A 13,159-nucleotide genomic window follows, 5' to 3' on the forward strand; every position below is an offset into this window, starting at 1 on the left:
GCCTCAGCCGAGGTCAGGTCCCCTTCATCAGCGTCTCGACCTTGCTTTCAAGCTCGGATATCCGCTCCTCGAAATCACCGGTCATGAACTTCGAGAGCATTGTATCGGCGGTCAGCGCATTGCGAATACTCTTCTGGCCGATCTCAAGCTTGTGCAATTGCTGTTTCACGGCACCGAGTTCACCGCGTATCTCATGCATTTCACCGCGTATTTCACGCAGCATCGGCATGATCATGTCCACCGGTTCGTTCGCCATCGACGTGCTCCTGAGCGGACCGTATTCCGCTCCATCAAATATGGTGGAGCAGCTTACAAATGTCACGCATCAAGCGCATTCACCGATGGGAACGGCCGCGACTTAGGCCGCGGCCGAGATTTCTTAAACCAGCATGCCCATCGGGCTTTCGATGTAGCGCTTGAAGGCCGAGGCAAGCTCTGCGCCGAGCGCGCCGTCGATGACGCGGTGGTCGAAGGCGAACGTTGCCGTCATCACCGTGCCGACTTCGAGTTTGCCGCCACGAACGATCGGCTTTTCGACACCGGCGCCAATGGAGACGATCGAGGCCTGCGGCAGGTTGATGATCGACGTGAAGTTGGAGACACCGAACATGCCGAGGTTTGACACCGACGTGGTGCCGCCCTGGTATTCTTCCGGCTTCAGCTTCTTGTCGCGGGCCCGCTTGGCAAGGTCCTTGACCTCGTTGGAGATGACCGAAAGCGTCTTCGTCTCGGCCTTGCGGACGATCGGAGTGATCAGACCGTCCGGGATCGAGACGGCAACGCCGACATCCGCATGCTTGTGCAGGACGCGGGCAGAAGACGTCCAGGAGGCGTTCGCCATCGGAACATCCCGAAGCGCCAGCGCCATCGCCTTGATGATGAAGTCGTTGACGGAAAGCTTGAAGGCCGGAACCTCACCCTTTTCCGTCTTCTTCACCGGCGCGGACGCATTGATCTCGGCGCGCAGCTTGAGCATGGCATCGAGTTCGCAGTCCATCGAAACGAAATACGACGGAACCGTCTGGGTCGACTCTGTCAGGCGCGAGGCGATCGTCTTGCGCATGCCGTCATGCGGCAGAAGCTCGTACGAGCCTTCCGCAAACAGCTTCATGATGTTGTCGTCCGACGGACCCTTTGCCATCGGCGCAGCTGTAGCCTGTGCGGCACCGGCCGTTGCCGAAGTCGCTTGAGACGGAGCAGACTTTGCACCACCGGAAGCGGCGGCCTTCTCGATATCGGCCTTGACGACACGGCCATGTGGGCCGGTGCCGGTAACGCCGGTGAGATCGAGACCGGCTTCCTTGGCCATACGACGGGCGAGCGGCGACGAAAACACACGCTTGCCGTCTTCTGCCTTCGGAGCAGGCGTCGACGGTGCCGGAGCGGCATCTGTCAGCGGCTTGTCGGAACTGGCTTCGGACTTCGGCGCTTCGGACGCCTTCTCCGCAGGAGCTGCTTCAGCCTTTGGAGCTTCTGCCTTCGGGGCTTCAGCCTTCGGAGCCTCGCCGCCGGAAGCGGCAGCCGAAACATCTTCGCCGTCGACCGCAAGGATGGCGATCAGGGCGTTGACCTTGACGCCTTCGGTGCCGGCCGGAACCACCAGCTTGGCGACGACGCCTTCATCGACGGCTTCGACTTCCATCGTCGCCTTGTCGGTCTCGATTTCGGCGATCACGTCGCCGGACTTGACCGTATCGCCTTCCTTGACCAGCCATTTCGCGAGGTTGCCCTCTTCCATGGTCGGCGACAGGGCAGGCATGGTGATGTTGATAGGCATGTTAATCCTCCGCCCACACAAGTTCAAACTGGGCAAGTTCGTCAGGATGTTCCGTCAGCCGGGCGACGTCTTCAGGCGTCACTTCGATGTAACCGGCAACGTCTTCAAGCCAGCCGTCTACGGCACCAATCACGCCAATCTCTTCGCGCGGCACACCGACGATCACCTCGGTGTCTTCAGTCTTGACCAAGGCCCAGAACACAATTCTTTCAAACACCGGGTTGTTCTTGGTGCCGATCACTCGGAACCAAGAACCGGAAACCGGCAGAATCTGCTTCACAGAAGATTTCGGCATGACCGGATCCTTACTTGTAGCAGACGGTCTTCACCGCCTGAACGACTTCACCGACATTCGGCAGCGCCAGCTTTTCAAGGTTGGCGGCGTAAGGCATCGGCACGTCCTTGCCGGCGATCGTCAGGATCGGCGCATCGAGATAGTCGAAGGCCTGCTGCATCACGCGGGTGGCGATTTCAGTGCCGACCGACGACTGCGGATAGCCTTCCTCGACGGTGACCAGACGACCGGTCTTCTTCACCGATTCGATGACGGTTGGCAGGTCCATCGGACGGATGGTGCGAAGATCGATCAGTTCGACATCGATGCCGTCCTTCTCGAGTTCGGCAACCGCCTTCGTGGCATAGGCCATGCCGATGCCGAAGGACACGACCGTCACGTCCTTGCCGGTCTTGTGGATACGCGCCTTGCCGATCGGCAGGACGAAATCGTCCAGCTTCGGCACTTCGAACTGCTGCCCGTAGAGGATCTCGTTTTCCAGGAAGATGACCGGGTTCGGATCGCGAATTGCAGCCTTCAAAAGACCCTTCGCATCGGCAGCCGTATAGGGCATGACGACCTTGAGGCCCGGGATCTGGCTGTACCAGGCGGCATAGTCCTGGCTGTGCTGCGCGCCGACGCGGGCAGCGGCACCATTCGGACCACGGAACACGATCGGCGCACCCATCTGGCCGCCGGACATGTAGAGCGTCTTGGCAGCCGAGTTGATGATGTGGTCGATCGCCTGCATGGCGAAGTTGAACGTCATGAACTCGACGATCGGCTTCAGGCCGGCCATGGCAGCACCGACGCCGACGCCGGCAAAGCCGTGTTCGGTGATCGGCGTATCGACGACGCGACGCGCGCCGAATTCCTGCAGCAGCCCTTGCGTGATCTTGTAGGCGCCTTGGTATTCGGCGACTTCCTCACCCATGACGAACACATCGCCATCGCGACGCATTTCTTCGGCCATGGCATCGCGAAGCGCTTCGCGAACCGTGGTCATCACCATTTCGGTGCCGGCCGGAATGTCCGGATCGGCAGCGACGTCGATCTTCGGCTGGGCCGGAACCTTGGCGTCAGCAGGTGTCTCGTCCTTGGCTTCGCGGGCCTTGCCGCCGGCAGCATCGGAGGTCGCCGCCGGAGTGTCGGCATCGGCCTTCGGAGCGTCTGCCTTCGGAGCGTCTGCCTGGGGCGCACTTTCCTGTGCAGGCTTGTCAGCCTTCATGTCGTCGGCGGTTTCGCCTTCGGCAAGCAGGATTGCGATCTTGGTATTGACCTTGACGTTTTCGGTGCCGGCCTCGATCAGCAGCTTGCCGATCACGCCTTCATCGACAGCTTCCACTTCCATGGTCGCCTTGTCGGTCTCGATTTCGGCGATCACGTCGCCGGAGGTGACCTTGTCACCCTCTTTTTTCAGCCACTTGCTGAGCGTGCCTTCTTCCATCGTGGGAGAAAGCGCGGGCATCAGGATATCGATTGGCATTGAGGTTCCCTCCCCGCGATCAGAGCAGAATGTCGGTGTAGAGCTCGGATACATCCGGCTCCGGATCGTTCTGGGCAAAATCTGCAGAATCCGAGACCACGTCACGGATATCCTTGTCGATCGCCTTCAGTTCGTCCTCGGTCGCCCAGCCACCGTCGAGGATGCGCAGACGCACCTGTTCGATCGGATCCTGCTCGGAGCGCATCTTCTGCACTTCTTCCTTGGAGCGATACTTGGCCGGGTCGGACATCGAGTGACCACGGTAGCGGTAGGTCAGCATTTCGAGAATGATCGGACCCTTGCCGGAACGGCAGTGAGCGAGCGCCTCGTCGCCGGCGGCCTTGACGGCGCGCACATCCATGCCATCCACCTGGATGCCGGGAATGCCGAAGCCGGAGCCGCGCAGCGAATAGTTCGACTGCGCCGTCGCGCGGGCGGTCGATGTGCCCATCGCATAACGGTTGTTCTCGACGATATAGACGATCGGGAGCTTCCAGAGAGCAGCCATGTTGAAGCTCTCGTACACCTGGCCCTGGTTGGCAGCGCCATCGCCGAAATAGGCGACCGATACGCTGTCATTGCCGCGATAGGCATTGGCGAAAGCAAGACCGGTGCCGAGAGACACCTGCGCGCCGACGATGCCGTGGCCGCCATAGAACTGCTTTTCCTTGGAGAACATGTGCATCGAGCCGCCCTTCCCCTTGGAATAGCCGCCGCGACGCCCCGTCAGTTCCGCCATCACACCACGGGCACTCATGCCGGTTGCCAGCATATGGCCGTGGTCACGATAGGCGGTGATGACCTGATCGCCCTCTTTCTGCGCCATCTGCATGCCGACGACGACAGCTTCCTGGCCGATATAGAGGTGACAGAAACCACCGATGAAGCCCATGCCGTAAAGCTGGCCGGCCTTTTCCTCGAAGCGGCGGATGAGCAGCATTTCGCGATACGCGTGCAGCTCGTCATCCTTGCCGAAGTCCGACATATTCTTGCCGGTAAAATCCTTTGAAACGTTCTGGGTTGCAGACTTTGCCGCCGTTTTGCGGCCGGACGTAGACGCGGTTTTAGCTTGCGCCATCGATCCCTCCCTGTGTGCTGCTCTTTATAAAGGGGACATCATGTCAAAATGACGCACCCTGGTTTCGGAGCGTAACATAGGGAAGAAAGCACGGACCAGCAATGCCATAATTGCATGGCTCACATCCAAATTAAATCACTGATATCGTTGCTGAATTGTGAAATTAACCAGCTTATGGTTAATTCAGAAGTAGTTGTTGAAGATCACGATCTCGTCGCGCTTGGAGACGTTGAGCTGGTAGCGGGCGATCTCGTCGAGCATGTCCTTCTCGAGAGACCCGTCGCTCATCAGCTGGACCTGACGCTCCAACGCCTTGCGACCGTCGGTCAGCCTTGTCAGTTCGGCAACCCGCTCGATCCGCCGCTTCTCGAATTTCTCCGTCGCGATCAGCCCGAGTTCGCCATGCACGGAATGATATCCGAAATAGGAAACGAATGCGATCGTGATGGCAGGCAGGACGAAACGACCGAATTTTCTTTTCTTGTGATGCTTGGTCCACATGCTCACGAGACGCCTACCCATTACGCTAAACTGGATCAGGATCGATCCGAACTGCGAGAGAGAATCGCAGAACTTGCTTAAGCAATGGTTGACCGGGGAGCCTCGACCGGCGACTTCACCCGCTCGACGTCACCCAGAAATGCGAAAGGCCGGAGCTTTTGGCTCCGGCCTCCGTTTCAATCTGCAACAATCGCTTAGTTGACGGCCTTGTCAACCAGCTTGTTCTTGCCGATCCATGGCATCATGGCGCGAAGCTTGGTGCCGACTTCCTCGATCTGGTGCTTGTCGTTCATGCGGCGGATGCCCTTGAAGCGGGCGCCACCGGCACGGTATTCCTGCATCCAGTCGGACGTGAACTTGCCGGTCTGGATATCGGTCAGAACCCGCTTCATCTCGGCCTTTGTCTCGGCGGTGATGATGCGCGGACCGGTGACGTATTCGCCCCACTCGGCCGTGTTGGAGATCGAGTAATTCATGTTGGCGATACCGCCTTCATAGATCAGGTCGACGATCAGCTTCACTTCGTGCAGGCATTCGAAATAGGCCATCTCAGGCGCATAACCGCCTTCGACCAGCGTTTCGAAACCGGCGCGGATCAGTTCGACGAGACCGCCGCAGAGAACAGCCTGTTCGCCGAACAGATCGGTTTCGCACTCTTCCTTGAACGTGGTCTCGATAATGCCGGACCGGCCGCCGCCAACGCCACAAGCGTAGGAGAGAGCGATCTCAAGCGCATTGCCGGACGCGTTCTGGTCGATGGCAACGAGGCAAGGAACGCCGCCGCCCTTTTGGTATTCGCCACGAACCGTATGGCCCGGGCCCTTTGGTGCGATCATGACGACGTCGACCGAAGCCTTCGGCTCGATCAGGCCGAAATGGACGTTGAGGCCGTGGGCGAAAGCGATGGCAGCGCCGTCGCGAATGTTGCCGGCGATGTCGGCCTTGTAGATGTCTGCCTGCAGCTCGTCGGGAGCCGCCATCATCATCAGATCTGCCCAGGCGGCAGCTTCGGCAACGGTCATGACCTTAAAGCCATCGGCTTCGGCCTTTTTGACGGTCGGCGAATCGGCACGCAGGGCGATGACGACATTGCTGGCACCACTGTCCTTCAGGTTCAGCGCGTGGGCGCGACCCTGCGAACCGTAACCGATGATGGCAACCTTCTTGGACTTGATGAGATTGAGATCAGCATCCCGATCGTAATAAACGCGCATCGTATGTTCCTTCCCTATGAACGTAACTGTTGTTGATGATTAGCGGGCCGCGGAGGTGCGTGACACCTCCAGCGGCTGTTTCTCGGTGCGATACAGCGACAGAAAGGCATCGATGGCTCTTTCCGCCTGACGTGCAGTATCCTTCAGCCCGGGTTCGCCGAGCAGCATGCGGACATGCAGGTCGGAGACGATCAGGCCGTAAAGCGTATGATAGGCGGCATCCGCGTTGTCGAACCGCAGGAGCCCTACCCGTTTGCCCGCATCGATCAGCGCCATGGCGCGACGATCGATCTGGCGGCGGCCATGCTCGACCAGCAGTTTGCCGAGCTTGGATCCGTTCGGTCCGGCACCTGGTCCGGACTGGCCGATCGCCAGCCGGTTCAGCGCCAGCGACACGTCGCCGGAGAGAACCTCCAGCAGATCGCGTGCAAAAAGTTCGAGATGCTCGCGCAGAAGCTCGGCACTCAGCCGCTCGCCGGAGCGCTCGAAAGTGCGGACCTTGGCGGCCTGATGGGCGATCATCGCCGCCAGCAGGCCTTCGCGGTCACCGAACCACTTGTAGAGGCTTTCCTTCGAGCAGCTTGCAGCGCGTGCAAGCCCGGATGTGGTGAGTGCTTTCTCACCGCCTTCGACGAGCAGACGCAGCGCCTGCTCCAGAACCTCGTTCTGGCGCGGCGAAAAGTCGGGCATGTCTGCGGTTTCGGTTCTCACGGCTCACCTCTGAAGTACCGTACGGTACGGTTCTGCCGGTATAAATGATTTCACATGCCCGTCAAGTGCTTCTGGCGGGTCACGCGAATAAGATGCGGGAAGAATCGGTGTCGGCCAAGCCGGGAGAGAACTCTCGCTAATCCGCGTCAGCCGGCGGACGGCTCACGCACTGCGCTGATGTCACGGCTCGGCGACATGCCGTAGAGACGGCCATATTCGCGGCTGAACTGGGACGGGCTCTGGTAACCGACGCGGTGGCCGGCATTGCCTGCATCCAGCCCGTCGACCAGCATCAACCGGCGCGCCTCATGAAGGCGGAGATGCTTCTGGAACTGGACAGGCGTGAGAGCCGTCACGGCCTTAAAGTGATGGTGGAACGAGGACGGGCTCATTCCCACGTGATCCGACAGATCCTCGATCTTGAGCGGACGATGGAAATTTGATCGCAACCAACTGACGGCTCGTGCGATTCTGGAACTCTGCGTTTCCGACATGGCCATATGGACAAGCCTTGGCCCATCGGGCGAGGTCAGCAGGCGGTAGAAGATCTCCTGTTCGATAAGCGGCACCATCGCAGCGATATCGGATGGCGTATCAAGCAACCGCACCAGTCTGGTTGTCGCATCGATCAGATCAGGCGACGCATGGTTGACCGTCAACCCGCGGTATCCCTCACTTGCCAGAGAGTCTGGCTGGAAGTTGATACGGTCGAACAATTCGTGGAGCCGCTCCATCTTCAGATCAAGGCAGAGGCAGTAGTAGGGAATATCGCCGCTGGCCTCCACCACCCAGGACGCGACGGGCAGATCGAGCGAGGTCAGCAGATACTGGCCGACGCCATAGCGATACGTCTCACGGCCAAGCGTCAGGCTCTTGGAGCCCTGTAGCACCAGCGTGTAACTGGGAGAATAGGCCGTATGAAGCGGCGCTGTTGGAGCCGAACATCGGTGCAGCCGCAACCCTTCGATCGCAGTCGTGCCGTCATTGCCTTCGACCGCATGCCGGGCAGCGAGTGCCGTCAGTTCCTGATAGGGCATGAAGGAAATTGTCATGAAGTCTCACCACCGTCGCGCGTTCCGGCACTGACATGGCAAATCCATATCAGGCACAAGACAGAGGTAGTATCCGAAAACGGAATTTGTAGGATCGTGCAAGAAGCTTGCAGGATCGATCTAACGCTTGTGACGACGGATCGGCATAGTCCGGCAGTTGATTTCAACTGAAAATGAATGGAGTTTTCCATGGCTATTGCACGAGGCTATGCCGCGACCGACGCCACCAAGCCGCTCACACCGTTTACCTTCGAGCGCCGCGAGCCGAACGAAGATGACGTGGTGATCGATATCAAATTCGCCGGCATCTGCCATTCCGACATCCATACCGTCCGCAACGAATGGAAGAACGCCGTCTACCCGATCGTTCCCGGTCACGAGATCGCCGGCATCGTTACCGCCGTCGGTTCGGCCGTCACCAAATTCAAGGTCGGCGACCGCGTCGGCGTCGGCTGCTTCGTCGATAGCTGCGTCGGCTGCGCAGCGCGTGATGTCGACAACGAGCAGTATATGCCAGGCCTCGTCCAGACCTATAACGATGTCGATACGTTGAACGGCAATGCGGCCACCCAGGGCGGCTATTCCGATCACATCGTCGTCAAGGAAGGCTATGTCCTGTCGATCCCGGAAAATCTTCCGCTCGACGCTGCCGCTCCGCTGCTGTGCGCCGGTATCACGCTCTATTCGCCGCTCCACCATTGGCAGGCTGGCCCTGGCAAGAAGGTCGCGATCGTCGGCATGGGCGGTCTCGGCCATATGGGCGTCAAGATCGGTGCCGCGATGGGCGCTGATATCACCGTCCTCTCGCAGAGCCTCTCCAAGAAGGAAGACGGCCTGAAGCTCGGCGCCAAGGAATATTACGCGACGAGCGACGCGGAAACCTTCACCAAGCTTGCCGGTACCTTCGATCTGATCATATGCACCGCAGGTGTGGCGATCGACTGGAACGCCTATCTCGGCCTGCTCAAGGTCAACGGCTCGATGGTCATTGTCGGTGCACCGGAGCATGCGATCCCGGTTCATGCCTTCTCGCTGATCCCGGGCCGCAAGAGCCTGTCGGGTTCGATGATCGGCTCGATCAAGGAAACCCAGGACATGCTGGATTTCTGCGGCAAGCACGACATCGTTTCGGAAATCGAGATGATCAAGATCCAGGACGTCAACGAAGCCTATGAGCGCGTGCTGAAGAGCGACGTGCGCTACCGCTTCGTCATCGACATGGCATCGCTCGACGCCTGATCCGTTTGGTATAGTGCAATGACAAGGGCGGTCTTCGGGCCGCCCTTTGTGTTAGCGAAGATCGCCCGCGTCGAACTTCGACCGTGCCGCCCTGACGTTGGCGTGGTTGGTTGCCGCCCACGCAAGCACTGCCGAGAGTGGTTCAAACAGCGAGTAGCCTAGCGGCGTCATCCGGTATTCGACGCTTGGCGGCTTGGTCGGAAACACCTGCCGATCGATGTAACCGTCGCGCTGCAGATCCCGCAGCGTCTGCGTCAGCATCCGCTGGGAAATATCGGGCACAAGCCGCCGCAGTTCGCCGAACCGGTACGGCTTTTCCGAAAGCGCCTGAAGAATGAGCGTCGACCACTTGCCTGCGATCTGGTTCATCACGTCCCGGACCGGACAGTTCCCGGCATCCCAGGTCGAGGTGTCACAGGGTCGCTCAGCCAGCGTCGGCTTGCTTGCGGTAACGGCCATCGCGGTGGTTCCCTTTTGGTAACGATCTCCCTCAAAACTGCCTCCTTTACAGGAGGTCGTCAATTCCTATTCTAGTGTTAGTCTCTTTTTGAGACTTACAAAGATAGGAAACGCAGGATGACCAAACTTCTCGTCACCGGTGCCGCCGGTCAGCTCGGCCGCGCCGTTCTTCATCACCTCCTGGAGACATCGAAGGTTTCCGCAGGCGATATCGTTGCCGCAAGCCGCGATCCGTCCAAACTGTCGGAGCTTGCGGCCAAGGGTATCGAAACCCGCAAGGCGGATTTCACCGACGAAGCCGGGCTGGTGGAGGCGTTCAAAGGGATCGATCGCGTGCTGATCATCTCGACCGATGATCTCGCCACGCCGGGCGGTCGCCTCAAGCAGCACAAGGCTGCCGTTGCCGCTGCTGAAAAGGCCGGCGTCAAGCACATCCTCTACACATCTATGCCGAACCCGGACAGATCGCTGGTGAGCTTCGCGCCGGATCATCTCGGGACCGAGGAGGCCATCAAGGCGACGGGGCTGTCCTACACGATCCTGCGCAACGCCTGGTACGGCGACAATTACCTGATGTCGATGCCGCATAACCTCGCGACCGGCACCTGGTACACGGCCATGGGCGACGGCAAGCTTTCCAACATCGCGCGCGATGACTGCGCCCGCGCCGCCGCAGCAGCGCTCGCCAATCCCCCGGCCGGCAACAGGACGGTGACATTGACGGGCTCGGAAAGCCTCAGCGCGGACGAGATCGCATCACTGGTTTCGAAGGTCACGGGAAAGCCGCTTGCGGTCGTCAAGGTCACCGAGGAGCAACTTGCAGGCGGAATGGCCAATGCGGGGCTTCCCGACTTCCTGATCAAGATGCTGGTATCCGCCGACGCCAATATCAAGGCGGGCAACTTTGATCTGGTGACCGACGATTACGAGACGCTGACAGGTGCAAAGCCCCAATCGCTTGCGTCCTATTTAGACAGCCGCAAGGCCGACCTCACCGCGTAAGACAACAGGCGACCTAGTTCCGGTATTTAGTTGACTCAGTCAATTAAATACCGGAACATCTACCCTCCTGGATGGGAGGATCATCATGTCTAGAGCAGAGACCTTCGAGGCAATCCGCGCCTTCAACCGTTTCTACACCAACAAGCTCGGCGTGCTGTCGAAAGGGTACCTCGATACCGACCACACGCTGACGGAAGCGCGCATCCTCTACGAGATCGGCGCGAGCCAAAGAATTTCGGCCACCGAGCTCAACCGTGAACTCGGGCTCGATCCTGCCTATCTCAGCCGCATCCTGAAGAAATTCCGCGAAGCAGGCTTTCTCGAGAGCGAACCCGACCCGTTGGACCGGCGCAGTCAAATCCTGACGATTACCGCGCCGGGGAAAGCGGAATACGAAATGCTCGGCACGCGATCGAGAGCGCAGATCGCCCGCGAGCTTTCCGGCGTCAGCGACGGTGATCGAGACAGACTGGTCACCGCGATGGCTACCATCCACGGCATCCTGGCAACCACAGAGCGCTCCACGGCACCGGTCGTGATCCGTGAACACCGAACCGGCGACATGGGCTGGCTGATTGAGGCGCAGTCGGTCGCCTATACGCGGGAATACGGGTGGAACGACCGGTTCGAAGGTCTCGTCGCCGAGGTGGCGGGACGGTTCATCCAGAACTTCAATCCGGACAGGGAGCGGTGCTGGATTGCCGAAAGAGACGGACAGCGCATAGGCTCGGTTCTGGTCGCTGACGCTGGCGAAAACATCGCCAAGCTGCGCGTCCTTTATGTCGATCCCGCAGGCCGTGGCCTCGGCCTTGGCAGGACCCTTGTCGAGCAAGCAATCGCCTTCGCGAAGGCGGCAGGCTATGCCAAGCTGTCGCTGTGGACCAATGACGTGCTGAAGGCTGCCCTTCACATCTACGAGGCCACCGGCTTCACGCTTGTCGCCGAGGAGAGACATGCGATGTTCGGCCCGGAATGCATCGGCCAGACCTGGGAACTCGATCTGACGGACGTTCCACGCGCCGATGTCTGAGATCGTGCTTGGATCCCTGGATCACGCCCGAGGATCCATACCCTGCCAGACGATCAGGACTCGTCCTTCAGCGTTTCCTTCTGGGTGATCAGCCGCGCGCTATGCTGGCCGGACAGATAAATCCACAGCCAGCTCCAGGCAACGGCGGCGCGTGATCTCGTGCCGATCAGGAAGTAGATATGGGCAAGCCCCCAGATCCACCAGGCAAGTCCACCCGTCAGCTTGAACTTGCCGAAATCGATCACTGCCGCACGTTTGCCGATCGTCGCGAGACTGCCCTGGTGACGGTAGTGGAACGCCGCCGGCGCAGGCTTGCCGGCGAGCCGGGTCTTGATGACACTCGAGACGTACTCACCCTGCTGCTTGGCGGCCGGCGCGATGCCGGGCACCGGCTTGCCGTCGTCCTGCGAGACCAGCGCGGTATCGCCGATCACAAAGATCTCAGGCTGCTCTGTTACCGACAGATCCGGACCGACAACGGCGCGCCCGGCGCGGTCCGCCGACGCGCCGATCCAGCGCGCAGCGGGCGATGCCTGAACACCGGCTGCCCAGATCACCGTCTTGCAGGGAATGAACGCGTCGCCAACGGTGACGCCTTCCTCGGTGATCGCTGTGACGGGCTTGCCGGTATGAACCTCGACGCCGAGCTTTTCGAGCGCAGTGTTCGTATAGGCCGACAGATCTTCGGCGAAAGCCGGCAGCACCCGTGGGCCAGCCTCGATCAGCATCACCCGCGTGCGGGTCGTGTCGATCTTGCGGAATTCCTTGGGCAGCACCTTGTTCGCGAGTTCCGCGATCATGCCGGCCATTTCCACGCCTGTCGGACCGGCGCCGATTATCGCGAATGTCAGCTCGGAATCCAGCTCCGACGTCTTTTCCGCCATCTCTGCCCGCTCGAATGCGAGCAGGATGCGGCGGCGCAATGTCGTCGCATCCTCCAACGTCTTCAGGCCGGGCGCGACACTTTCCCATTCGTCGCGGCCGAAATAGGCGTGGCGTGCGCCAGTTGCGAGAACAAGCGTATCATACGGCACCATACGGCCGGACGCGAGCTTCACCGTCTTCGCACCCTTGTCGATCCCGAGAACCTCATCGAGCACCGTCGTGACATCGCGCCGATCGCGGAACAGCCTGCGGATCGGCCATGCGATTTCCGACGTGGCGAGCACCGTCGTCGCGACCTGATAGAGGAGCGGCTGGAACAGATGATGGTTGCGACGATCGATGAGCGTAATGTCGGCATCGGCACCTTTCAGCCCATGCACCGTCTGCAATCCCCCGAAACCTCCCCCGACGACGACAACTCTATGCTTGCTCACGATGGATGCTTCCCCGA

The 13,159-nt window shown here is 60.0% G+C and carries 14 protein-coding genes; 3 read left to right on the forward strand and 11 right to left on the reverse strand.

Features of this window, described 5'->3' with window-relative positions; all coding sequences use genetic code 11:
- Window positions 1-13 precede the first annotated feature (13 nt).
- The 9 genes from ACQY1K_RS09745 to ACQY1K_RS09785 form a co-directional block, all read right to left on the reverse strand.
- Window positions 14-256: a hypothetical protein gene (locus ACQY1K_RS09745; RefSeq protein WP_062456364.1), complete on the reverse strand. Its 243-nt coding sequence runs from the start codon at window positions 254-256 to the stop codon at window positions 14-16.
- Window positions 257-379: 123 nt separating this feature from the next.
- Window positions 380-1,777 (reverse strand): pyruvate dehydrogenase complex dihydrolipoamide acetyltransferase, encoded by a 1,398-nt coding sequence (locus ACQY1K_RS09750; RefSeq protein WP_430257216.1) that lies wholly within the window; start codon window positions 1,775-1,777, stop codon window positions 380-382.
- Between the two features lies 1 nt (window position 1,778).
- Window positions 1,779-2,072, reverse strand: coding sequence for a hypothetical protein (locus ACQY1K_RS09755; RefSeq protein WP_092660695.1), 294 nt, complete (start codon window positions 2,070-2,072; stop codon window positions 1,779-1,781).
- 10 nt (window positions 2,073-2,082) lie between these two features.
- Window positions 2,083-3,537 (reverse strand): pyruvate dehydrogenase complex E1 component subunit beta, encoded by a 1,455-nt coding sequence (locus ACQY1K_RS09760; protein WP_092660693.1) that lies wholly within the window; start codon window positions 3,535-3,537, stop codon window positions 2,083-2,085.
- A 19-nt stretch (window positions 3,538-3,556) separates the two neighbouring features.
- Window positions 3,557-4,615, reverse strand: a complete 1,059-nt coding sequence (pdhA, locus tag ACQY1K_RS09765) for a pyruvate dehydrogenase (acetyl-transferring) E1 component subunit alpha (protein ID WP_062456352.1) — start codon at window positions 4,613-4,615, stop codon at window positions 3,557-3,559.
- 183 nt (window positions 4,616-4,798) lie between these two features.
- A complete protein-coding gene (locus ACQY1K_RS09770; RefSeq protein WP_062581006.1) occupies window positions 4,799-5,116 on the reverse strand; it encodes an FtsB family cell division protein in 318 nt (105 codons plus the stop codon).
- Between the two features lie 194 nt (window positions 5,117-5,310).
- A complete protein-coding gene (gene ilvC / locus ACQY1K_RS09775) occupies window positions 5,311-6,330 on the reverse strand; it encodes a ketol-acid reductoisomerase (RefSeq protein ID WP_062456348.1) in 1,020 nt (339 codons plus the stop codon).
- Window positions 6,331-6,369: 39 nt separating this feature from the next.
- Window positions 6,370-7,020 (reverse strand): TetR/AcrR family transcriptional regulator, encoded by a 651-nt coding sequence (locus ACQY1K_RS09780; protein ID WP_113165431.1) that lies wholly within the window; start codon window positions 7,018-7,020, stop codon window positions 6,370-6,372.
- Between the two features lie 167 nt (window positions 7,021-7,187).
- Complete coding sequence (locus tag ACQY1K_RS09785) at window positions 7,188-8,093, reverse strand: AraC family transcriptional regulator (protein ID WP_062456341.1); 906 nt, start codon at window positions 8,091-8,093, stop codon at window positions 7,188-7,190.
- Between the two features lie 189 nt (window positions 8,094-8,282).
- Here ACQY1K_RS09785 and ACQY1K_RS09790 point away from each other — a divergent pair, with 189 nt between their 5' ends.
- Window positions 8,283-9,332 (forward strand): NAD(P)-dependent alcohol dehydrogenase, encoded by a 1,050-nt coding sequence (locus ACQY1K_RS09790; protein ID WP_430257217.1) that lies wholly within the window; start codon window positions 8,283-8,285, stop codon window positions 9,330-9,332.
- Between the two features lie 51 nt (window positions 9,333-9,383).
- Here the strand turns inward: ACQY1K_RS09790 and ACQY1K_RS09795 are convergent, their stop codons facing one another.
- A complete protein-coding gene (locus ACQY1K_RS09795) occupies window positions 9,384-9,791 on the reverse strand; it encodes a winged helix-turn-helix transcriptional regulator (RefSeq protein WP_430257218.1) in 408 nt (135 codons plus the stop codon).
- 117 nt (window positions 9,792-9,908) lie between these two features.
- On the opposite strand from ACQY1K_RS09795, the gene ACQY1K_RS09800 reads away from it, so the two are divergent.
- Both ACQY1K_RS09800 and ACQY1K_RS09805 read left to right on the forward strand, forming a co-directional pair.
- Window positions 9,909-10,793 (forward strand): SDR family oxidoreductase, encoded by an 885-nt coding sequence (locus ACQY1K_RS09800; protein WP_430257219.1) that lies wholly within the window; start codon window positions 9,909-9,911, stop codon window positions 10,791-10,793.
- A gap of 85 nt (window positions 10,794-10,878) precedes the next feature.
- Complete coding sequence (locus tag ACQY1K_RS09805) at window positions 10,879-11,823, forward strand: bifunctional helix-turn-helix transcriptional regulator/GNAT family N-acetyltransferase (RefSeq protein WP_430257220.1); 945 nt, start codon at window positions 10,879-10,881, stop codon at window positions 11,821-11,823.
- A gap of 53 nt (window positions 11,824-11,876) precedes the next feature.
- Here ACQY1K_RS09805 and ACQY1K_RS09810 read toward each other — a convergent pair whose 3' ends face one another.
- Complete coding sequence (locus tag ACQY1K_RS09810) at window positions 11,877-13,142, reverse strand: NAD(P)/FAD-dependent oxidoreductase (protein ID WP_430257221.1); 1,266 nt, start codon at window positions 13,140-13,142, stop codon at window positions 11,877-11,879.
- Window positions 13,143-13,159 lie beyond the last annotated feature (17 nt).

The sequence above is a fragment of the Neorhizobium sp. IRS_2294 genome (assembly GCF_050500145.1).
GTDB lineage: Bacteria > Pseudomonadota > Alphaproteobacteria > Rhizobiales > Rhizobiaceae > Neorhizobium > Neorhizobium soli.